The sequence below is a fragment of the Mycobacterium sp. NPDC004974 genome (assembly GCF_053600815.1).
In genome coordinates this window covers 51,687-76,018 of sequence record NZ_JBSGAQ010000019.1, presented here as the reverse complement: position 1 = coordinate 76,018, position 24,332 = coordinate 51,687, and the positions used below count along the sequence as shown (strand labels likewise).

Genomic DNA, 24,332 nt, shown 5'->3' with positions numbered 1-24,332 from the left:
CGGCACCGCTGGGTTAAACATCGACGCCTTCGGGTGTCGCTGCCTCGCCACCGATCCTGCTGTAGACGTCGGGGCGCGTCCGGCGCCACACCAGAGCGAGAACGAATCCGAATACTGCGAGTCCGAGAATGAACAGCTGCAGCCCCAGTCCGATGGCGAAGTTGCCACCGACGAGCAACGGGAAGTAGTAGCTGCTGATCGCCAGCATCGTGATCAGACCGGCCAGGCCCAGGCCAGGCGCGATCAGGGTATTCCACGGACGCTCCTGATGCGGCACGCGGCGGAAGTACACCAGCACGGCAAGACAGGTCAGCGCCATCAGAGTCAGGATGGCGTACGTGCCGATACCGAACATCCACGAATAGAACGTCACGGCATTCACGTCCAGGAAGACGAACGGGAGGGTAAGCGCGAGCGCGACGGTCGACACCGTTGCGGAGGCGATTGCCGGGGACCCGTGCCTCGGATGCACGCGACCCAACGCCGGCGGCAACACACCATCGCGTGCAAGTGCAAACGTGTAGCGCGCCAATGGATTATGAGCGGACAAAGTGGCAGCGAAGAGACTTGTCACCACCATGCAAGTCATGATCTCCGCGACCACGTCGCCGGCATAGAAACGCAGCCCAGCGGCGAATATTCCGGTCGAGTCCGCTCTCGCGGCATCCACCGCACCGTCGACGCCGTAGAAGGTGACCAGCGCCCACGACGAGAACACGTAGAAGAGGCCAATCAGGATGATCGCCAGGTACGTAGCACGTGGCACCGTCCGTGCGGGATCCCTGACTTCGGTCCGGTAGATCGCGGTTCCCTCGAAACCGAGGAACGTGGCACTCGCAAAGAGAATGGCTACCCCGACCGAACCAGAGGTGAACGCCGAGGGAGTGAACGACTCGAACTGCAGTCCGTGAGGTCCCCCCGTGGCGGTCAAGCTGACGTTGAAGATCAAGACGATGACGACCTCAAGAACCATCAGAACACTCAGGATGCGGCCGGACAGTTCGACGTTGAAGTGCCCCAGTGCCGACACCGCGGCCCATAGCGCGATCGCCCAGATCCACCACGGCACAAAGGCTTCCCCGAAGAGCGAGACCATCAATACCTTGGCCGAGTCGCCGAAGAAGGCGTACGTGCCCACCAGCAGAGCAAGATAACCGAGCTGAGCGAGGAAAGCGGCCGGCAAGCCGATCGGCTTACCCAGGCCGCCGGTGATGTAGGCGTAGAACGCGCCCGTGCGAGGGAAATTGCGTGCCATCGTGGTGAAACCGACGGCGAACATCAGCAAGATGAGGCCCATGACCGCGTAGGTCATCGGCGCACCGATGCCATTGCCTTCCGAAATCACCAGCGGCACAATCCCGGCGACCGCTCCCAGCGGAGCCGACATGGCAAGCACGGTGAGGATCAACTTGGTCGTGGTCAGGCGACCGACGAGCTGCTGCGGCGTCACTCCCGCACTCTCCGTCGGGTCTTGGGTGGTGGTCATCTCGATACGGTCTCCTTCTGAGACATGTCTCGCCGCGGCCTACTTTGAACAAAAGTTCAACCGATGGAAAATATAAGCGCATGTGTGATCTACGTCAATGCCTGATTGCGTCATCCGTGCTAGATGTTCGCGCAATACCGCACACAGCGCAGCCGAGCGGCTATTTCGGCGAAATACCTTGCCGCCTTGCGGTTTTAGAGATTGCGACCAGATAGTCGACAAACCAAAATCGGACCGGCCAGAGCGCAGAATGGCTGCGTTGGCCGGCCCGGGCACCGTCAATCGGTGATCGTGAACCAGTCTTGCAATGCGGCCGATTGGCCGTAGCGATGACACAACCCGGAGAGGTCGCCCCGATGTGCGTTGGTGACCTCTCCGGGTGCGGGCGAATTCACGCCCTCGGCATACCTATCAGTGGCCGCGGGCCACCCAGTCGTCGTAGTGCACGATCTCGTTGCCGATGGTGGTGGTGTCGCCGTGGCCGGTGTAGACCACCGTCTCACCGGGCAGCAGGCCCAGCCGCTTGGAGATCGATTCCAGGATGGTCGGGAAGTCCGAGAACGACCGTCCGGTGGCACCCGGCCCGCCCGCAAATAGGGTGTCGCCGGAGACCACCGCGTTCAGTTCCGGGATCGACCAGCACACCGATCCCGGCGAGTGCCCCGGAGTGTGCAACGGCCGCAGTTCGATACCAGCAGCGAACACGCCGACCCCATCGACAATCGGACGGAAATCCTCGTCCGGATGGATTGTTCGCCACAGCATCTCGTCGGCCGGGTGCAGCAGCACCGGCGCGTCGAGTGCCTTGCCCAGTTCGGGGGCGACGGTGATGTGGTCGTTGTGGCCGTGGGTGCAGACCACCGCGACGACGTTGCGCCCGCCGACGGCCTCGATGATCGGGTCCGCGGTGTGGGCGGCGTCGAACACCACCACATCGGAGTCATCGCCGACGATCCAGATGTTGTTGTCGACGTCCCAGCTGCCACCGTCGAGCTCGAACGTGCCGCTGGTGACCACGCGCTGGATCTGGGCGGGGCCGCTCATTTCTTCAACACCACGACAGAGCGCAGGACCTCGCCGGCGTGCATCTTGTGGAACGCGTCCTCGATCGCGTCCAGCTCGATGCGCTCGGAGACGAACTTGTCCAACGGCAGCCGGCCCTGACGGTACAGCGAGATCAAGGTCGGGAAGTCACGCTCGGGCAGGCAGTCGCCGTACCAGGACGACTTCAACGACCCACCACGGGAGAAGAAGTCCACCAACGGCATCTGCAGTGTCATGTCCGGGGTCGGGACACCGACCAGCACCACCGTGCCGGCCAAATCGCGCGCGTAGAACGCCTGCTCCCACGTCACAGGCCGCCCCACCGCATCGATCACCACATCAGCACCGAAGCCACCGGTCAGCTCCCGGATCGCGGTGACCACATCAACCTGAGCCGCATTCACGGTATGGGTGGCACCAAACTCACGGGCCTGGACAAGCTTCCGCTCATCAAGATCCACCGCGATGATCTTCTTGGCCCCGACCAGGGCGGCACCGGCGATCGCGGCATCACCCACCCCACCGCAGCCGATCACCGCGACGGTGTCATCGCGGGTCACCGCGCCGGTGTTGATCGCCGCACCGATGCCGGCCATCACGCCGCAGCCCAGCAGGCCGGCCACCGCCGGATCCGCCGCCGAATCGACCTTGGTGCACTGGCCTTCATGCACCAGGGTCTTGTCGGCGAAGGCGCCGATGCCCAGCGCCGGGGTCAGCTCGGTGCCGTCGGTCAGCGTCATCTTCTGTGCCGCGTTGTGGGTGTCGAAGCACAGCTGCGGGCGGCCCCGCTTGCAGGCCCGGCACTCCCCACACACCGCACGCCAGTTCAGGATCACGAAGTCACCGGGTTCGACGTGGGTGACGCCCTCACCCACCGATTCGACGGTGCCCGCGGCCTCATGGCCCAACAGGAACGGATACTCGTCGTTGATTCCGCCCTCGCGGTAAGTCAGGTCGGTATGACACACCCCGCAGGCGATGATGTCGACCACCACCTCGCCGGGACCCGGATCGGGAATGACAATGTCGACCAACTCAACGGGCTGCTTCTTACTCCGGGAGATCACACCCCGAACGGTCTGACTCATTCTTTCTTTCTCCTGTCTGGTCGCACCCGTGGGCGCTGTCGAACTGCCGGCGTTGCGCCCTACGTCGCAACCTCGCGGAGTTGAATCGCTGTGTCTCAACTGGGTTTTGCGGAACGAGGGTCGGCACGTCCACCGGCACGCCGGCATGGTCCACGGCCACCATGGTGAAGTAGCAGCTGTTGGTGTGTCTGGACGCACCGGTGAGGATGTCTGCTGTGTCGACCCGGATGCCGATCTCCATCGATGTCCGACCCGTGTAGTTCACCGACGCAGCGAAGGTGACGAGTTCCCCGACATGGATGGCATCGCGGAACAGCACCCGGTCGACAGACAACGTCACCACATAACTCTTGGCATAGCTACTCGCACACGAGTAGGCGACCTGGTCGAGTATCCGCAATATGGCACCTCCGTGCACATTTCCGGAGAAGTTGGCCATATCGGGTGTCATCAGGACCGTCATGACCAGGGACCGGCAGTCACTCGGGGGCGAGTTCGCGCTGAGTGCGGAACCGCTCATTTACGCTCGCGTCTCAGCGGACCGGGCTGTGGTTATAGCCGGTCAGTAGCATGTGCCCGGCATCTACCAACACCGTCGTACCGGTAACTTTGGCGGCCAGATCCGAGTTCAGATAGACCGCGGTGTTTGCGATCTCCATCGGGTCGAGAAGGTCAGTGCCTCTCAGAACATTGAACCGGTGACCGCCCTCGACGAGATCTTCCCGGGTACCGCCTGGATGGCCCGAGATCAGGTCATAGCCGGGCTGATTGTCGAGCATCGGGGTATCCACCGCTCCCGGATTGACCGAGTTGCAGCGCGGACCATGGGGCGCCAATTCAAGCGCCACGCTCTTCATCAATCCGATAACACCATGCTTGGCGGCGGTGTAGTGGGCGTAGATCCCGCCCGGTTCCAGGCCGTCCACCGAGGACGTCATGACGATCGAGCCCGATTGACGCTCGATCATGTGCGGTGCCACCGCTTTTGCGGATCGCCACACCCCGGTCAGGCAGACCCCGATCATGTCCGACCACTGCTCGTCTGAGAGTTCCCAGAACGGGCCCGTAGCCCAGATACCCGCGTTGGCGATCAGTGCGTCGATCTTTCCGAACTCGCTGATGGTCGCCGCTACCGCACTGTCGAGATCGGACTGCGACCGAACATCACCGGTGAAACGCAGAGCGCGCCGGCCAAACTCCTCGACGAGCGACACGGTCTGCTCGAGATCATCTGCGGTGCCCAGCGGATAACCGACGGTGTCGATATCGTGTGCGAGGTCCAGCAGGGCCACGTCGGCACCCTCACGTGCGGAGGCGACGGCATGCGCACGTCCCTGCCCCCGGGCTCCACCGGTGATGAAGACGACTTTTCCGTCCAGTAAACCCATTCTTGGAACTCCTCTTTCAGTGTCGAGTCGACATCGGGGTGCCTTCTGTCCGAGGGCACACGTTGCGCGTGGTGGGGCCGGCCGCGGAAGGACGGCCGGGTGCACCAGCGATGTTCAGCCCGCGGTGGAACCGCCGTCGATGGGATACACGCCGCCTGTGCAGTAGCGGGTGCGGTCCGACGCCAGAAACAGCACCAGCTCGCTGACCTCTTCGGGCTGGGCAATCTTTGAGATCGGCTGTGTGGCAACCCATTCGTCGAAGTCCCAGTAGGGGTTCGATGCCATGATTGCCTTTTCCTCGTCGAGCATGGGGGTATCAACGCAGCCCGGGGCGACAGCGTTCACCCGGATGTTGTCGGCGGCATAGGTCAGTGCAGCCGACTTCGTCAACCCGACGACGGCGAACTTGCTGGACACGTAGGCCGCGTAGCCCCACGATCCGACGACACCCATCATCGATGCGGTGTTCACGATCGCGCCGCCGCCGGCCCGTTTCAGCGCCGGGACTGCCGCGCGCATACCTTTGAACACTCCGGCGGCGTTCGTATCGAGCACGGTGCCCCAGGTGTCATCGCTGCACGCGTCGACCGCATCGCAGCTGACGATTCCGGCGTTGTTGATCAGGATGTCCAGGCCGCCGAATTCCTCCTCGGCGCGGGCGACGGCCTGATCCCATTGATCCGTGACTCGGACATCCAGGTGTTGATAGACAGCCCGACCACCCTTCTGCCGGATCTGCTCGGCGACGCCCTCCCCGAGCTCGTCGCGAATGTCGGAGACGACGACGTTGGCACCCTCCTCGGCGAAACGCATTGCGTGTGCGGCGCCTTGACCTCGGGCACTCCCCGAGATCAGTACCGTCTTGCCGGCGAACTCAAGAGTCACGTTCGCTACTCCATTCCTGTCAGTTGTTCGCTCTCTCCACCTGCGTGTCCGGATGCCGCACGGGCCGGCCGAGGAGGACCAGGCTTTCCAATTTGAACTTTTGTTCAACCTTGGGTGGATCCATGATCACTTCCCACCCTCGAGCTGTCAACCCCCGACCACTGGTCGACCGATCATCAAACCGATGCCACATCAAACCGGGCTGAAATGACCTTCACTGCAGCAGTTTTCAACAACCCGTTTCCGTGTTCACCAGGACGCCACATGGCCGAGTAGAAACTCCCGCACCCAAACGGTTGACGGCCGGTGGGTCTGCGAGTACCTTCATCGCAACATTGAACAAATGTTCATATATAGCGGAATGGTTGAGCACCCGGCGCAAGGATGACGTTCCATGAGCACCCCTGAGAATTCGCATGTCGATGAATCCACGATGCGGTCAGTACTCGGACACTTCCCCACTGGAGTCGTAATAATCACGGCCACAGGTGATTCCGAACCTATCGGGATGACCATCCAGTCCTTTCTCTCGTTGTCACTGAATCCTCCACTCGTGCTCCTGTCGGTTGCGAAGACATCGGTGAGCTGGCCGCGGATTGCCACTGGTGGGCGTTTCCTGGTCAACGTGCTCGCCGAGCATCAGTCCGGATTGGCCCGCCAGTTCGCACAGAGCGGCGCGGACAAGTTCGCGGGCATCGGCTACACGTCCGATGCCACTGAGGGCGGCCCTAGGCTCGACGGTGCCAGTGCCTGGATCGACTGCCGCGCCGAGACCCACTACGACGGCGGCGACCACACGATCGTGGTGGCGAAGGTCCTGGGCGCCAGCGTGTCACCGCACGAACATCACGCCATGGCGCCGTTGGTATTTCATCGGTCGGGCTTCCCCCGCCTGAACTCCTGTTGTCACATCTGAATCGAAAGGAAACTGGTGCAATGAAATTCGGAGTCTTCAACATCCCTTATGCCCTGGGATACTCGTCAGGCCGGCGGACTGCGCGCCAGGTCATCGACTGGGATCTGCAGATCACCAAGTGGGCCGACGAGTACGGATTGGACGAGGCGTTCTTCGCCGAGCACTACACGCTCGGTGACGAGCCGTCCCCTGCACCGGACCAGATGATCGCCGCCGCTTCGCAGCTCACGTCCAACATCACGCTAGGTGCAGCTGCCCACTTGCTGCCCTACCACAATCCCGTCGGCCTGGCGCATCGCATGATGTGGCTGGATCACATGACCGGCGGCCGGTACATCGCCGGTGTCGCACCGGGTGCCTACCCGAGCGATGCACAACTGTTCGGCACGGGCAAGAACAATCCGAAGATGCTCGTCGAGGCCCTCGACATCATCGAAGCGATCTGGACCCGGACCGGACCGTTCAAGATCGAAGGCGAGTTCTTCTCCGTCGATATGCCGGCATTCGATCCCAATATCGTCGGCCCCCATCTCAAACCGCTCCAGCAGCCTGGTATCCCGCTGATGATCACCGGCATGCAACCCAGTTCGCCATCCCTGACCGAGGCCGGGCGACGGGGCGCGATCCCGATGAGTCAGCAGGTGCACGAGTGGGTACTCGTTCAACACTGGGACGCCTACTCGAAAGCGGCCGCCGAGGCCGGACGCACGCCATCACGCGCTGATTGGCGCATCTGCAGGGATTACTTCGTCGCCGAGACGGACGACGAAGCCCTCGACCGCGTGTACAACGGTGCGCTGGGCAAGCTGTGGGGCGAGTACAACATCCCGACGTTCGTAAACAAGCTCCACATCGGAGATCTGATCTCGGGCGGGACGATCGCCCCCGAGGACCTGTCGATCGAGTGGATGGTAGAGAACTTCCTCATCGTCGGTTCGCCGGACACGGTTATCGGCAAGGTCGAGGAGCTATACCAGAACGTCGGAGGCTTCGGCAGCATGGTCACCTTCTGCCACGAGTACTACGACGAGCCCGACGTGTACCGCCGCAGCTTCGAACTGATGGGCACCAAGGTCCGCCCCGCCCTGGCCCATCTGACCGGCGAATAGCCGGTATCCCCAAAGAAACCCACTCAGCACGACCGAAAGAAGGATATGGCCACCATCCGCAAGTTCGACCCGGTGACGATCGACCTGGAGGACAAGCCCCGCCCCGACAGCGATGCCGCAGTGCGTTTGCAGCGGCTATACGCCAATGCCGAGGACACACAGTTCCACGGAGTCTGGCAGGCCGAACCGGGCACTCACGCGAATCTCCCCGGACAGGAGACCGTCGTCATCCTCGCCGGCAAGGCCACGGTAAGCGGCCAGAACGGCGACAGCATCGACGTCGCGGCCGGGGATCTCGTCTTCATCGACGCCGGCGAGGTCACCACCTGGAAGGTTCACGAAACCATCCGCAAGGTGTTCGTCATAAACAGCTAGACAATTGGTGCGGGGCGTCCGAAAGGGTGCCCCGCATCGCCCACCTGCGGCGTCTGCTTCGCGATGTCTTTGGGGACCAGAACATTTCACCGGGTGCCGCCATGCGACCCGTGACCCTCGTGGCCCGACACGCGCACAGGTTGACCCAAACCGTCGAACGTGTGTTCTAATACTGGACGCCGCCCATCCCGCTTACTGCGGGCGATGTTCAGAAGGAGTTTCGCGTGACGATGACTGTAGACGCTCAGGTAGCAGAAACCTCACCTACCGAGTCCGACGCTCCCGACGACTTGGTTACTCCTCTCGATGGCACACCGACGCCCGCCGCTGAAGCTCCTACCGACGAGAAGCCGAGGAAGGCTCCAGCCAAGAAGGCAGTGAGCAAGAAAGCCAAGACGATCGAGCTGACTCTCACCGTCACCGGTACCGCCGACGGCGAATGGCACGCCGAGCTCAAGCAGGGCACCACCTACCTGGCTCGCAACGTCGCGGTCGCGGCCGCTGCCGTCTCGCGTGCGGCCAAGGAATTGCACGAGGACCTCTCCACTCCGATCGACGAGGTGATCGAGGAGGCACGCTCCCAGCAGGCCGCCAAGGTCGCCGCACTCGAGGCCGAACTCGAAGCTGCCCGAAAGGCCCTCTCCGACTTGGAATGAGGGGGCTTGTGGATGCCTACCGCCATTGATCTACGCCGAGCAGTTGCAGGTCGGTGACGTATTTGACGATGATCGGCGCCGAGACGTGCGGGATGTCGTGATCGGGGCCGATTTTCGCTTCCTGCACCGCCGCACGGAACCGGTCGGTCGGCGCGTAGGACCCGCACATCGGCTCTGCAGGCTGCAAATTCGTGGCATCGCCCGACGGCAACATCTCCAGCACGGTGCGCCGGCGCTGTCGATCCGGCAAGGCCCGCAGGGCGGTCACAAACCGCGGCAACCACTCCCCGAAGTGACCGATGCGCTGGATCGGGTAACCGGCCTCGATCACCCAGTCGACGTACTCGTCGAGCCCGATGCCGTCGTCGTGCGGGTTCATCACGTGATAGCACTCAAACCCGTCGGCCACGCGGGCGCCCAGCGTGGTGATCGCTTCTGCGATGAATTCGACAGGCAGCGCGTCGAAGTGCGCGCGTTGCCGGTTGCCGTCGCCGTCAAGTTGGTAGAACGAGGCGGGCGCGATGCCAGTTGCCAACAGGCTCAGCACCATTCGGGTGAACAGGTCCGACACGTTGAGCTGACCCGCATACGTGGTGTCGGCCAGGATCAGGTCGCAACGAAACACTCCGACCGGCAGCCCGCACAGGTCATTGGCCTCGCGCAACAACACCTCGCCGGCCCACTTGCTGGTGCCGTAGCCGTTGACGAAGCTGCCGTCGATTGTGCGAGTGGAGCCGACGACCCGGATGTCGGCGTCCTCGGTGAACGCCGACGGCTCGACCTGGTCGCCTACGTTGCCTGTCGACACGTACGTGTAGGGCTTCAGCTTCGTGGTGAGCGCGAGGCGGACCAGCTCGCCGGTGCCCACGACGTTGGGCCTGAACAGCTCACGATAAGGAAGGACGCCGCTGACGAGAGCCGCGGAGTCGACGATCAGGTCGACGGTGTCGGCCAGCCGCTGCCAGGTCTGCTGGTCCAAGCCTAGGTTGACTTCGGCCTTGTCGCCGGCGAGGACCTCCAGATGATCGGCGGCCAGCTCCTGGAAATGCCGCAACAGTCCCGGGTCGCCGCTGTCGAAGGTCTTCTCCAAGCGTTGCTGCGCATCCTCATTGGACTTGGCGCGCACCAGGCAGATCAGTGTGCCGTCCACCAGGTCCATCCGCTCCAGCCATTCCAGGGCCAGGTAACGCCCGAGGAAACCGGTCGCCCCGGTCAACAGAACCGTCCGCAACTTGGCGCTCGCGCGTGGCAGCGTCGGGGCCGCGGTCAGCGTCGTGGCGTCGATGAACTTGTCCAGTGTGAGATCGCGGGCGTGCACCTCGGTGCTGTCGCAGCCATGCACGGACTCGAAGCTGGGCCCGTTGGCGGCAGCCACATCCGACGAGCTAGATTGCCTTTCCACCTGCTGGCTCAAGCTTCTTACGGATGGCGTGTCGAATACGTTGGGTACCGAAAGGTGGGCATCCAGGGCGGTGTTGGCCGCGGCGACCACCCGCATCGCCAACAACGAATCCCCACCCAAATCGAAGAATGAGTCATCGACCCCGACCCGCTCCACACCCAACACATCGGCATAGATCCCAGCCAGAATCTCCTCGACCGGGCCAGCCGGAGCACGGTAACCACCACCGCCATCCACATATTCAGGTGCCGGCAAAGCCCGAACATCCAACTTGCCGTTGACCGTCAACGGTATTGCGTCCAACACCACCACGGCGGCCGGCACCATGAACTCCGGCAACCGCTCGGCCAGCGCGCCGCGTAGCCGGGCAGGGTCAGCAGTTCCGGTGACATAACCCACCAACCGCCGATCCCCGGGACGGTCCTCACGGGCAATCACCGCCGCCTGCTCGACCCCATCCAGCCCGGCCAGCGCTGTCCGGACTTCACCCAACTCGATGCGATACCCGCGGATCTTGACCTGCTCATCCGCGCGCCCCATATACCGCAGCTGCCCATCAGCGCCCCACGACACCAGATCCCCTGTGCGGTACATCCTTTCACCCGACACCCCGAACGGACACGCCACAAACCGCGACCCGGTCAAACCAGCCCGACGCCAATACCCAACCCCCACCCCGGCGCCGGCCACATACAACTCCCCCACCACGCCGCGCGGCACCGGGCGCAACCACCCATCCAGCACGAATAACGCGGCCCCCACCACCGGCGACCCGATCGGCGGCACCCCCGACCCCGCTGTCAGCGGGGCGCTGATCGCCACACACATCGTGGTCTCGGTCGGGCCGTAGGCGTTGATCACCATCCGCCCAGGCGCCCAGCGGTCCACCACTTCGGCCGGACAGGCCTCACCTGCCATCACCAATGCCGCCGATTCCAACCCCTCCGGCGAGAGTGCCGCAATCGCAGACGGAGTCTGAGTCAACACGTTGACATGCTGACTGAGCAGCACGGCGTGGAAGTCGTCCGGTGAGCCGGCCACCGACTCAGGCACCTCCACCAGCCGCCCGCCGCGCAAAAGCGCACCGAATACCTCCCAGCCCGAGACGTCAAAGGCCAAGGAATGACACTGCGCCCACACACCTGCGCGCGGCAGGCCGGCATCCAGTGACGACAGCAGCTGGGTGATGTTGTGGTGGGTGACGACCACCCCTTTCGGGACACCGGTAGTGCCGGAGGTGTAGATGATCTGGGCAATGTCATCGGCCGCGGGCACCGGCAAGCCCGTGCACGGGTAGGTCTCGATGGCGGGGTCTTCGGCATCGATGACCGGCAGGTCACACCCGTCGAGCCGGTCGGCCAGCCCCGCAGTGGTGATCGCGGCGATCGGCCCGGCATCGGTGAGCAGGAACCTGATCCGCGTTTCCGGCATTGCGGGGTCGATCGGCAGGTACGCCGCCCCCGTTTTGAGCACCGCCAAAATCGCCACGACCGCCTCGATCGTGCGCGGCAACAGCAATGCCACCCGTTGGCCGGGACCCGCGCCACGGCCAATCAGCAAGTGCGCCAGCCGGTTCGATGCCTCATCGAGCTCGCGGTACGTCAGCGAGCGGCTCTCGTGTACCAGCGCCACCGTCTCCGGGGTGTTCGTCACGTGTTCGGCGAACAACTCCGGAACCGACACCAGAGCACCCACCGGCTCGCCCAACACGCCCCAATTACCAACCTCACCCAACCAGGCGCGCTCACCGGCAACCAACACATCGACCGACGACAACAACCGAGCCGGATCAGCAGTCAACCCCACCAACACCCGCTCCAACCGCTCGATCAGCGCCTGGATGCCGGCCGCGTCGAACACGTCGGTCCGAAATTCCACTTCCCCATAAATCCCGGCGGGCTCACCGGCATCGGTGAAGCGTTCTTTCAGGAAGAACACCAGGTCCATTTTCGCGGCCTGGGTATCCGCGAGCAGCGGCGTGACCTGTAGATCACCCAAACGCAGTCCGGTTGCGGGGACGTTGACTTGTCCGGGGAAGTTCTGCCAGCCCAGCATCACCTGAACCAGAGGGTGATGGGCCCGGCTGCGGGTGGGGTTGAGCCGTTCCACGAGTACCTCGAACGGCACATCTTGATGCTCGTAGGCGGCCAGGCTGCGCGCGCGCACCTGGTCCAAAAGTTCTGTCACAGTGGGATTACCAGTCACATCGACCCGCAGCACCAAGGTGTTGACGAAAAACCCCACCAGCTCATCCAGTGCCGGGTCGCGGCGCCCGGCGATCGCGAACCCCACCGCCACATCGCTGCTGGCGCTGAGCCTCGAAAGCAGGGCCAGCAGCGCCGCTTGTACCACCATGAAACTGGTCGCATTATGCTCGCGGGCCACCCGAGCAACCTGCTGCTGTAGCGCCGCCGGCCAATCGACCGACACCCTGGCGCCGCGCTGATCGGCCACCGGCGGGTAGGGGCGATCGGTGGGCAGCTGCAGCCGCTCAGGCATCCCGGCCAGGGCCTGCTCCCAGTACGCCAGCTGCGCAGCGATGTGGCTTTCACTGTCATCGAAATCACCGAACTGGGCGCGCTGCCACAGCGTGTAATCGACGTACTGCACCGGCAAGGGCACCCAGCCCGGGGCCTGACCCGCGCACCGGCTGGCATAGGCCACACCCAAGTCACGTACCAGCCGAGTCATCGACCAGCCATCCGCGGCGATTTCGTGCACCACAGCCACCAGCACGTGTTCATCGTCGCCAACACGGAAAATCCCTGCCCGCAAAGGGATCTCGGTTGCCAGATCGAATGTGTGGCGCACCGCCTCGTTGATGGCCTCACCCAGCCGGCTCTCCGGCCAGCCGCTGGCATCGATGATCTGCCACCCGAAGTCGGCCCGCTCGGGCGCCACCACCAACTGCTGGGGGATGCCCTCGACCGCCGGCAACTGCGTGCGCAGGGTTTCATGGCGGCCCACCACATCGGACAGCGCGGCACCGAGTGCGTCGGCATCCAGGTGCCCCTCCAGCCGCAACGCCACCGCCACGTTGTAAAGCGGTGAAGGGCCGAGCAACTGGTCGATAAACCACAACCGCTGCTGGGCAAACGACAACGGCACCACCGCCGGCCGCTCACCCGCCACCAACGGCGGCAGCCGCCCCGCATCCGCACCGACATGGGGCGCCAACTGGGCAACCGTGGGCGCCTCGAACACTGTGCGAACCGAGAGATCGGCACTCAGGGCGTTGTTGACCGCGGCGATCAAGCGCATCGCCGACATTGAATCCCCACCCAGATCGAAGAACGAGTCGTCAACACCGACCGCGTCCATCCCCAGCACCTCGGCGAACACACCGGCGATGATTTTTTCGGTCGGGGTCTGCGGCGCCCGGAAGGCCGTGGCGGCAAACACCGGTGCCGGCAAGGCCTTTCGGTCGAGCTTGCCCGATGGGGTCAACGGGAACTCGTCGAGCACCACGATGTGCGTCGGCACCATGTATTCGGGCAACCACGCACTCAACCGCTGACGCACCGCGGTGAGTTTGGAGTTGGTGCGGGGGTCGTTGGCATGGGTGCTGCGTTGGCGGGCGCCGTCGGGTGGGATGTAAAGGTCGGTCAGCGCCGGGGTGCGCTGGCGGTGGGGGTCGACGGGGATGATGAAGACGGCATCCAGGGTGCCGGGTTGGGCGCCCCAGGTGACCGCGACCTGGTATCCAATAGCTTCGCCGAGGCGGTGCAATTCTTCGGGGACAACGGCATCGGCGGCGCCGGCTTCAGCCAGTGCGTCGGCCAGGGACAGTCCATCCGCGAGGGCGTGTTCGACGTGGACGTCGCCGAGCAGTCCGGCGCGGGGGATCTCGGTGACGCGAACGGCAACGGGGCGTCGGGATGTCAACTGTTCGTGCAGCCCGCGTAGGCCTGCGCACTCGGTCCACGCCCAGCACTCTGTCGTGGCCAGCGAGCGTACGGGCGCGGGGGTCTTATGGATGGTGACGTCGTAGCGGTACCGGTTGAGTTCATTGTCGGCCACTCCGCGTTTGACTTCGATGCCGAGTCCGGCCACCGACGGGCGGTCGGCGGCCCAGGTGGTGAAAAACTCTGGGGCCAGCAGTAATTCGGTTTCGCCGAGCACCGCACGCTGGACGCGTTGGCGGATCTCGTCGGCATCGGAGGTGGCGGTGGCGCCGGCCAGTGCGACCCCGGTTTGCAGCGCGCCCTGCAGGGTGCGGTTCCGCACATCACCGAGAAACAGTCTCCCGCCGGGAGCCAGCAGATCCATGGCGTTGTCGATGACCTCGGCCAGATAGGCCGCGTTGGGGAAGTACTGGATCACCGAGTTGAGGATGATGGTGTCGAAGTAACCCTGCGGCAATCCACCGCTGACGTGGGCGGGCTGGGTCAGCAGTTGGACCCGATCACGCCACCCGATCTGCAACTGCTCCAGCGATCGGGCCAGGGCGTCGATGGCCACCGCCGAGACGTCGGTGCCGACATAATGTTCGCAGTACGGGGCGATCTGGGACAACATCAGCCCGGAGCCCGCGCCGATCTCCAACATGCGCCGCGGCTGCATGGCCAGGATGCGATCCACCGTGGCCGCCCGCCACTCCGCCATCTCCTCGAGCGGAATCGGATCGTCGGTGTAGCTGCTGTTCCAGCCTCGAAAATCCATGCCGAACGCGGGTGCCGCGACCTCGGCGCCGTACAGCTCGTCGTACATGTGGTGCCACCGGTCGACGATTTCGGCGTCCTGCTCGGCGGTGCTGGCGTGCTCCAGCGTGACGTAGGCGATGAGGTGGGAGCCGGTGGTGCCGTGGTGCACAGTGGCGGCCGCTTGTATGACTTGTGGGCAGGCCAGCAGGGTGTTTTCGATTTCGCCCAGTTCGATGCGCTGTCCGCGCAGTTTGATCTGCGTGTCGGCGCGGCCCAGGTAGTCCAGGGTGCCAACCGGGGTCCAGCGGACCAGGTCGCCGGTGCGGTACATGCGTGTCCCGGCAGCCCCAAAAGGATTGGCCACAAACCGGTCGGCGGTCAACTCCGCCCGGCCGACATAGCCGCGCGCCAACGCGGGTCCGGCCAGATAAAGCTCGCCCACTACTCCGAACGGTGCCGGGTTCAGCCGAGCATCCAACACCAACGCGCACACCCCTGGGATCGGGGCGCCGATGCTCACCGACCGGCCCGCCGGCTGCGGCGCAGTGCAGGTGGCCCAGACGGTTGTCTCGGTGGGCCCATACGCGTTGAACATCTGTCGACCCGGCGCCCAGGAGGCCACCAACTCGGCCGGGCAGGCCTCGCCCGCGGTGATCAGCGTGTCCACCCCGTCCACCTGAGCCGAATCCAGCGACGCCAGCACCGTCGGGGTCAACACGGCTGCGCTGACCTGCTGGCTCTGCAGCAGGGCGGTCAAGGCCTCCCCGGCATAGGCGTCCGGCGGGGCCATCACCGACATCGCCCCGGATCCCGCCGCCAACAACATCTCGAACACCGATGCGTCAAAGGTCGGCGCGGCCACCATCAGCACCCGCGCATCGGCGCCCAGCCCGAAGATCACTCGTTGCGCTGCGGCCATCCCCAGCAGACCCGCGTGGCTGACCGCCACCCCTTTGGGCACACCGGTGGACCCCGACGTGAAGATCACATAGGCGGCGTCATCCACCCCCAGCGCCGCCAACCGGTCGGCATCGGTGATCGCCTCCGCGCACCGCCCCGACAGGTCCAGAGCGTCGATGCGAATCACCGGACGCCCCGCGGCGCCGGCCACCATGTCGGGGCCACAGGTCAGCACACACACCGCGGCCACCGTGTCCAACACCGTGGCGATCCGCTCACCGGGATGGGTCCGATCCACCGGTACATAGACCCCACCGGCCTTGACCACAGCCCACCACGCCACCACCAGCTCGACGCACCGATCCATCGCTACACCGACGGTGCGCTCTGGACCCACCCCCATCTCAATCAGCAACCGCGCCAATCGGTTCGATGCCTCGTCAAGTTCGCGATAGGACAGCGCCCGCGCACCATCGAGCACGGCCATTGCATCCGGATCGGCGGCTACGGCCGCCTCCAGCAACTGCGGAGCCACCCCCACCGGAGCTGCCACACCCACACCAGACCACTGATCCAGCAACAGATCCCGCTCGTCACGGTCCAACAGCGCCACTTCCCCGACCACCACCGACGCATCGGCGACTACGGCCTCGACCAACCGCCCAAACCAGCCGACCAACCGCTCGATGGTGGTCCGGTCAAACAAATCCGTGGCATACGAGACCGTCCCGGTGACCATCGGCGCGGCCGGGTCCTCGGTGGACACCTCTCTCAGATCGAAATCCAGATCCCACTTTGCGGTGAGGACGGGCGCCGTCACCGGTTCGACGCTGACCCCGTCGAATGCCACCTGGGGGAGCACATTGTTCTGGAAGGCCATGCCTACCTGAAACAGCGGATGGTGCGACGTGGAGCGCGTCGGGTTGAGCTGCTCGACGAGAAGCTCGAACGACACATCCTGGTTGCTGTAGGCGTCCAGCGCTTTCCGACGCACCTGCTCAAGCACATCGCTGAACCGCTGCGCAGCATTGACACCCACCCGCAACACCCACGTGTTCACGAAGAAGCCAACCAGATCGTCGAGCGCCTCATCGACTCGTCCGGCGATCGGCGTGCCCATCGCCACGTCCTCGCCCACCCCGACCAGGTACAACAACACCGCCACCAGGGACTGCAGGACCATCGAGGCGGTCGCGTTATGCGCCGCGGCCAACCGCTTGATACCCGCCCACATCTGCGGGTCGATGAGCAACCCCACCCCATCACCGCGATAACTGGGTACCGGCGGGCGGGCCCGATCCGTCGGCAGCGACACCACCTCCGGCAGCTCGGCCAGCTCGTGCTGCCAGTACCGCAACTGCTCAGCGATCACGCTGTCCGGATCGGACTCAGCTCCCAACCACTCCTGTTGCCACAGCGTGTAGTCGACATACTGCACCGGCAGTGGCGCCCAATCGGGTTCTCGGCCCGCACACCGGCTGGCGTACGCCACGCCTACATCCCTGACCATCGGGGCCAGTGACCACCCATCAAAAGCAATGTGGTGCACCACGATTCCCACCACATACCGCTCGGTCCCTACCGAGTAGATCTGCGCACGAATCGGGATTTCGGTCGCCAACTCAAACCGGTACCCCGCCAGCGCCGTCAACTCGCTGATCACACCCGACTCCGGCAACGACACCACCGCGGCGCCCCCGCGCCGCCACATCCCGGCTTGCGCCGGCAGCACCTGCTGGAACGGCACACCGTCGATGTCGGGAAATATGGTGCGAAGCGATTCGTGGCGGGCGATGACATCATCGAGGGCCGCGCTCAGCGCCTCGATATTCAGCGCTCCGCTGATCCGATACGCGGTCGGCATGTTGTAGGTCGCCGCCCCGCCCTCGAACCGGTTGAGGAACCACAGCCGGCTCTGAGCATGCGACAACGGAACCACCGCCGGCCGCTCACCCGCCACCAACGGCTTACGCCCACCCCCATCCCCGCCGAGACGAGGCGCCAACCGGGCAACCGTGGGCGTGTCGAACAAGGTGCGCACCGCGAGGCCGGTATCCAGGACGGTCTTGATCGCGGCGACCACCCGCGTCGCCAGCAGCGAATCCCCACCCAGATCGAAGAACGAGTCATCGACCCCGACCCGCTCCAGCCCGAGTATCCGGGCGTAGATGCCGGCCAGGATCTCCTCGACCGGACTCGCCGGAGCGCGATAACCACCACCGCCACTTTGGTATTCGGGTTCCGGCAGGGCGCGGCTATCCAGTTTTCCGTTGACCGTCAACGGTATGGCGTCGATGACCACCACTGCGGCCGGCACCATGAACTCCGGTAGCCGCTCGGCCAGCGCCGCGCGGGTCTGAGCCGGGTCGGCCGTCCCGGTGATGTAGCCCACCAGACGCTTATCCCCGGGGCGGTCCTCGCGGGCGATCACCACCGCCTGCTCGACCCCGTCGAGTGCAGCCAACACCGCCTGCACCTCACCACATTCGATGCGATACCCGCGGATCTTGACCTGCTCATCGGCACGCCCCAAGTACTGCAGCTGCCCGTCAGCACCCCACGACACCAAATCCCCGGTGCGATACATCCTTTCGCCCGCTGCCCCGAACGGACACGCCACAAACCGCGACCCGGTCAACCCGGCCCGACGCCAATACCCAACTCCCACACCGGCACCGGCGATGTACAACTCCCCGACCACGCCCACCGGCACCGGGCGCAACAACTCATCGAGCACAAACAACGCCGCCCCCGGCACCGGCGAGCCGACCGGCGCCGCCCCCGACCCCGCCACCAGGGGCGCACTGACCGCCGCAAACACTGTGGTCTCGGTCGGACCGTATTGGTTGATCATCGCCCGCCCGGGCGCCCACCGATCCGCCACCTCGGCCGGGCAGGCCTCACCGCCGAACACCAACGTCGTCACCGACTCCAACCCCTGCGGCGACGAAACCGCCAGAGCCGAAGTGGTCTGGGTAAGCACGCTGACGCGTTCAGCAACCACTACCCGGCGAAAGTCCTCCGGCGAGCGGGCCACCGCTTCGGGCACCACCACCAGCCGCCCGCCACTGAGAAGTGCACCCCATATCTCGTGGACCGAGAAGTCAAAGCCATAGGAATGACACTGCGTCCATGCTCCTGCCGTCGGCAGATTCGCATACGGAGACCCCATCAGTGCGGTGACGTTTTGATGGGTGATCGCCACGCCTTTGGGGACCCCGGTGGTGCCCGAGGTGTAGATGAGGTACGCGATGTTGCCGGGGTCCGGTGCCGGCAATCCGACGCAGGGGTAGGTGGCGATGCGGGGGTCTTCGATGTCGATGACCGTCAGGTCGTGCCCGGTCAGCCGCGGGCGCAGCCCGGCGGTGGTGACGATCGCCATCGGTGCCGCGTCGGCGAGCATGAACTCGATGCGGGCCGCCGGGTGGGCCGGGTCGATCGGCAGGTAGGCCGCCCCGGTCTTGAGCACCGCCAGGATCGCCACGATCGCTTCGGCGGAGCGGGGCAACAACAGCCCCACACACTCGCCGGGGCCCACACCATGGGCGGTCAACAGGTGCGCCACGCGGTCGGCGGCCTCGTCCAGCTCGCGGTACGTCATCGAGCGGCCTTCGAAGGTCAACGCCACCGCCTCCGGTGTGCGGGCCACGTGCGCGGCGAACAACGCCGGAATCGACACCGGCGTGCCCGCAGGCAGGGTCAACACCGCCCGGTTACCGATCTCATCCAGACGAGCGTGCTCACCGGCATCGAGGAGATCCATTGACGACAGCCGCCTGCCCGGGTCGGCGGTCATCGCCACCAACACCCGCTCCAACCGCTCGATCAGCGCCTGGATGCCGGCCGCGTCGAACACGTCGGTGCGAAATTCCACGTCTCCATAAATCCCGGCGGGCTCACCGGCATCGGTGAGACGTTCGGCCAGCGTGAATGTCAGATCCACGCGGGCCGACTGGGTGTCCACCGGCATCTGCGTGACCTGCACATCGCCCAAGGCCAACCCGGCGGCAGGGTCGCTGGTGTGCCCGGGGAAGTTCTGCCAGGCCAATACCACCTGAACCAGTGGGTGATGGGCGAGGCTGCGGGTGGGGCTGAGCCGCTCGACGAGCAACTCGAAAGGCACATCTTGATGCTCGTAGGCGGCCAGGCTGCGCGCACGCACCTGGTCCAACAGTTCAGCGGTGGTGGGATCACCGGCCACATCGACCCGCAGCACCAGAGTGTTGACGAAGAACCCCACCAGCTCATCCAGCGCGGGATCGCGTCGGCCGGCGATCGCGAATCCGACGGCCACCTCGGGGCTGGCACTGAGCCTCGCCAGCAGCACCGCCAGGGCGGCCTGAATCACCATGAAGCTGGTCGCATTGTGTTCGCGGGCCACCTCGCGCACGCGCTGCTGCAGCGCGGCCGGCCAATCGACCGACACCCTGGCGCCGCGGTAATCGGCCACCGGCGGATAAGGCCGATCGGCGGGCAGCTGCAGCCGCTCAGGCATCCCGGCCAGGGCCTGCTCCCAGTACGCCAGCTGCGCAGCGATGCTGCTGCCGCTGTCTTCCAGATCACCGAACTGGGCGCGCTGCCACAGCGTGTAATCGACGTACTGCACCGGCAAGGGCGCCCAGCCCGGGGCCCGCCCCGCGCACCGGCTGGCATAGGCGACACCTAGGTCACGCACCAGCGCGGTGATCGACCAGCCATCCGCGCCGATATGGTGCACCACCGCCACCAGCACGTGTTCATCGTCAGCCACGCGGAAAAGCCATGCGCGCAAAGGGATCTCATTTTCGAGATCGAACATGTAGCACGCCGCCGAGTTGATGGCCCCACCCAGCCGGCTCTCCGGCCACCCAGTGGCATCGATGATCTGCCAACCGAAGTCGGCCCGCTCGGGCGCCACCACCAACTGCTGGGGGATGCCCTCGGGCGCCACAAACAGGGTGCGCAGGCTCTCGTGGCGGCCCACCACATCGGACAGCGCCGCTCCCAGCGCCTCGGCATCCAGGTGCCCCTCCAGCCGCAACGCCGCCGGTATGTTGTACACCGCTGAGGGCCCCTGCAACTGGTCGATAAACCACAACCGCTGCTGGGCAAACGACAACGGCACCACCGCCGGCCGCTCACCCGCCACCAACGGCTCAGGCCGACTCGAATCCGCGCCGATGCGCAGCGCCAGCCCGGTAACCGTAGGTGTGTCGAACACGGTGGGTACCGAAAGGTCAGCATTCAGTGCGGTGTTGGCCGCGGCGACCACCCGCATCGCCAGCAACGAATCCCCACCCAAATCGAAGAACGAGTCATCGACCCCGACCCGCTCCACACCCAGCCCGAGCACGTCAGCATAGATACCTGCCAAGATCTCCTCGACCGGACCAGCCGGAGCACGGTAACCACCACCGCCACTTCGATATTCAGGTGCCGGCAAAGCCCGAACATCCAGCTTTCCGTTGACCGTCAACGGTATTGCGTCCAACACCACCACCGCGACCGGCACCATGAACTCCGGCAACCGCTCGGCCAGCGCAGCGCGGATCTCGACCGGATCTACCACCCCGGTGACATAACCCACCAACCGCCGATCCCCCGGACGATCCTCACGAGCAATCACCACCGCCTGCTCAACCCCAGCCAACCCCGCCAGCGCCGTCCGAACCTCACCCAACTCAATCCGATACCCACGAATCTTGACCTGCTCATCAGCACGCCCCAGATACCGCAACTGCCCATCAGCACCCCAACACACCAAATCCCCAGTGCGATACATCCTTTCCCCCGACACCCCAAACGGACACGCCACAAACCGCGAACCCGTCAACCCAGCCCGACACCAATACCCAACCCCCACCCCCGCACCAGCGACATACAACTCCCCCACCACACCGCGCGGCACCGGACGCAACCACCCATCCAGCACAAACAACGCCGCCCCCGCCACCGGCGAACCGATCGGCGGCACCCCCGACCCCGCCACCAAAGGCGCACTGACCGCCACACACATCGTGGTCTCAGTCGGACCATAGGCATTAACCATCACCCGCCCCGGAGCCCACCGATCCACCACCTCAGCCGGACACGCCTCACCAGCCACCACCAACGCCACCGACCCCAACCCCACCGGCGAAAGCGCCACCACCGCAGACGGAGTCTGAGTCAAAACACTGACCCCCTCCGCAACCAGCACCTCAGCGAAATCCTCCGGGCAACTCACCACCGACTCGGGCACCACCACCAGCCGCCCGCCGCGCAACAACGCACCGAAGATCTCCCACACCGAAACATCGAAGGCATACGAGTGGCACTGGCTCCACACGCCCGCCGTCGGCAGCCCCACATCCAACGACACCAACAACTGGGTCACATTGCGGTGGGTGATCGCCACCCCCTTCGCAACACCGGTTGTCCCCGAGGTGTAAATCAGATACGCCACATCGTCAGAAGCCGGCGCCGGCATCGCCGCACACGAAACGGTCTGAATGCGTGGATCATCCACATCGATGACGACCACATCAAACCCATCCAACCGCGAACGCAAACCCGTGGCAGTCACCACAGCCAACGGCGCAGCATCACCGAGCATGAACCCAATCCGCTCCCGCGGATGCCCCGGATCAATCGGCAAATACGCCGCCCCCGTCTTGAGCACCGCCAAAATCGCCACGACCGCCTCAACCGACCGCGACAACAACACCCCCACACACCGACCGCAGCCCACACCATGAGAAGCCAACAAGTGCGCCAACCGATTAGCGGCCTCATCCAACTCTCGGTACGTCAAGCCGCGGCCCTCAAAACTCACCGCCACCGCCTCCGGTGAGCGAGCCACCTGTGCGGCGAACAACTCCGGAACCGACACCGGCACAAGCCCCGACCCACTCAACACCCCCCGATGACCCCACCCATCCAACCGAGCACGCTCATCGGCACCAAGCAGATTCACCGACGACAACAACCGAGTCGGATCAGCAGTCAAACCCACCAACACCCGCTCCAACCGCTGGACCAAATCGTGGGCACCACAGTCCGAAAGCCATTGCCCAGCACCCGCGGACCCACTCGCCGTCTCGCTCGGCTGCGCGCCGAGAAAAAGCCGATCATCGTCAATAAAGAAGTCCAGTCCGAACTGATCGACGAGGTTGGTATGGGTCAGGGTCCCCGTTGCCGTCGCGCCGGCGATATTCGCCAGGTGCGTGGTCGGAATGAAATTGAGAATTACGCGGTTTGGCGCCTGCGCGGAGCCGCGGAGATGTGCCTTGTTCTCGATGGCACGCACCGGGAACCGCTGATGCTGCAGCGCTTCCCGCAGTCGCGCATCGACGTGTTCACAAAAACTGGAAACCTCAGACCCCGGCGAAGCTCTCAACGCCAGTGGGACGAACCCGGTAACCATTCCGGGCACGGTCTGCGCCTCCGGACGCACACGCCTACTTACCGGAAATTCGAACACCACCTCTGAACTCTCGACGTCGCACCCAAGCACCAGCAGCGCGCACGCCGCGGTTAGCACCGATGAGCGACGCACCCCCAACGCCTCAGACAACTCCTGGATCCCGGCGACGACGACAGGGTCCAATTCAACGGGTACAGACGACTCATACGGATCACGCTCGCCCGCGGCCGCGGCCGCGGCCGCGGGCGCCAACCGATACCGTGTTTCGTTTTCCTGCGGCAGGTTCTCGGTCCAGTAGGCCCGATCATCGAGATAGTCGGCGGACGCTTCGTATTCCGACTCGCAAGCAATCAGATCTCCCAGCGACCCGAAATAAGCCGGGGGAATCGATGCGCCCGAAGCTACCGCACTGTAGACATCGCCGATCCGATGACAAACAAGAGCAAGGCCAATTCCGTCTGCCACTATGTGATGGCAGCACACGAAAAAATAGAATTCATTTACCCGCGTCTGCAACAACGCAAATTTGAACAGCGGGCCAGTAAGCGGCATCACCGTGCGCTGAATCGAGGATGCCAGCCGATGGGCTTCCCGGACGGGATCCTGCGCGCCTCTGAGGTCATGGCAGGCAAGCTCAACATCCGGGCAATCGACCGTCTTCTGGAAAACCTGGCCATCCACCTGGAAAAAGACGGCTCTAAGTGGTTCGGCCTCGCGCACCACCTGACGGACCGCCCACTCAAGCGAACCGGGGTCGACCGTGCCCTCGAGTCGCACGAGATAGCCCAGCTGCCACCTCGCAGCGAGACGATCCGTTTCCTGCGCAAGCCATATGTCCAGCTGTCCCCGCATCAGCGGAAACACACGATCAGTTAGCCGTGTTTCCATCGAGTTGTCCCATCAAGCCGACGCCTGACCCTTGTCGGTTGGTCCGCTTCCCCGTGTACGGCCAAGTCGAAAGAGCTGCCTTCGTTGTCGTCAAAAAGGTTGACGCTCATGTGTTCTCCAACCCCCGCGTCGCCGTGACCAGGGCCAAGCCCCGCTGGAGGGCAGCCG

11 protein-coding genes are annotated in these 24,332 nt (G+C 64.7%); 4 read left to right on the top strand and 7 right to left on the bottom strand.

Features of this window, described 5'->3' with window-relative positions:
• Positions 1 to 13 precede the first annotated feature (13 nt).
• From ACWEFV_RS29975 to ACWEFV_RS29950, 6 genes are all read right to left on the bottom strand, one after another.
• Positions 14 to 1,486: an APC family permease gene (locus ACWEFV_RS29975; RefSeq protein WP_135453423.1), complete on the bottom strand. Its 1,473-nt coding sequence runs from the start codon at positions 1,484 to 1,486 to the stop codon at positions 14 to 16.
• A 411-nt stretch (positions 1,487 to 1,897) separates the two neighbouring features.
• Positions 1,898 to 2,530, bottom strand: a complete 633-nt coding sequence (locus ACWEFV_RS29970; protein WP_450072851.1) for an MBL fold metallo-hydrolase — start codon at positions 2,528 to 2,530, stop codon at positions 1,898 to 1,900.
• Positions 2,527 to 3,618, bottom strand: a complete 1,092-nt coding sequence (locus ACWEFV_RS29965) for an S-(hydroxymethyl)mycothiol dehydrogenase (protein ID WP_450072850.1) — start codon at positions 3,616 to 3,618, stop codon at positions 2,527 to 2,529. Before ACWEFV_RS29965 ends, ACWEFV_RS29970 begins: the two co-directional genes overlap by 4 nt.
• Complete coding sequence (locus ACWEFV_RS29960; RefSeq protein WP_135451341.1) at positions 3,581 to 4,138, bottom strand: acyl-CoA thioesterase; 558 nt, start codon at positions 4,136 to 4,138, stop codon at positions 3,581 to 3,583. Before ACWEFV_RS29960 ends, ACWEFV_RS29965 begins: the two co-directional genes overlap by 38 nt.
• A gap of 13 nt (positions 4,139 to 4,151) precedes the next feature.
• Positions 4,152 to 5,006 (bottom strand): mycofactocin-coupled SDR family oxidoreductase, encoded by an 855-nt coding sequence (locus tag ACWEFV_RS29955; RefSeq protein ID WP_135451340.1) that lies wholly within the window; start codon positions 5,004 to 5,006, stop codon positions 4,152 to 4,154.
• 114 nt (positions 5,007 to 5,120) lie between these two features.
• The gene (locus ACWEFV_RS29950; protein WP_135451339.1) at positions 5,121 to 5,891 is read right to left on the bottom strand and encodes an SDR family NAD(P)-dependent oxidoreductase; all 771 of its coding nucleotides are present in this window, start codon (positions 5,889 to 5,891) and stop codon (positions 5,121 to 5,123) included.
• Between the two features lie 394 nt (positions 5,892 to 6,285).
• Here ACWEFV_RS29950 and ACWEFV_RS29945 point away from each other — a divergent pair, with 394 nt between their 5' ends.
• The 4 genes from ACWEFV_RS29945 to ACWEFV_RS29930 all read left to right on the top strand — a co-directional run bounded on the left by ACWEFV_RS29945 (position 6,286) and on the right by ACWEFV_RS29930 (position 8,947).
• Complete coding sequence (locus tag ACWEFV_RS29945) at positions 6,286 to 6,807, top strand: flavin reductase family protein (protein ID WP_450072849.1); 522 nt, start codon at positions 6,286 to 6,288, stop codon at positions 6,805 to 6,807.
• 20 nt (positions 6,808 to 6,827) lie between these two features.
• Entirely contained in the window at positions 6,828 to 7,916 is a 1,089-nt protein-coding gene (locus tag ACWEFV_RS29940) for an LLM class flavin-dependent oxidoreductase (protein ID WP_450072848.1), read from the top strand.
• Positions 7,917 to 7,961: 45 nt separating this feature from the next.
• Entirely contained in the window at positions 7,962 to 8,291 is a 330-nt protein-coding gene (locus ACWEFV_RS29935; protein WP_450072847.1) for a cupin domain-containing protein, read from the top strand.
• Positions 8,292 to 8,521: 230 nt separating this feature from the next.
• Positions 8,522 to 8,947 carry a DUF6319 family protein gene (locus tag ACWEFV_RS29930; protein WP_450072909.1) on the top strand — a complete coding sequence of 142 codons (426 nt, stop codon included), beginning with the start codon at positions 8,522 to 8,524 and terminating at the stop codon, positions 8,945 to 8,947.
• 16 nt (positions 8,948 to 8,963) lie between these two features.
• Here ACWEFV_RS29930 and ACWEFV_RS29925 read toward each other — a convergent pair whose 3' ends face one another.
• A complete protein-coding gene (locus ACWEFV_RS29925) occupies positions 8,964 to 24,164 on the bottom strand; it encodes an amino acid adenylation domain-containing protein (protein ID WP_450072846.1) in 15,201 nt (5,066 codons plus the stop codon).
• Positions 24,165 to 24,332 lie beyond the last annotated feature (168 nt).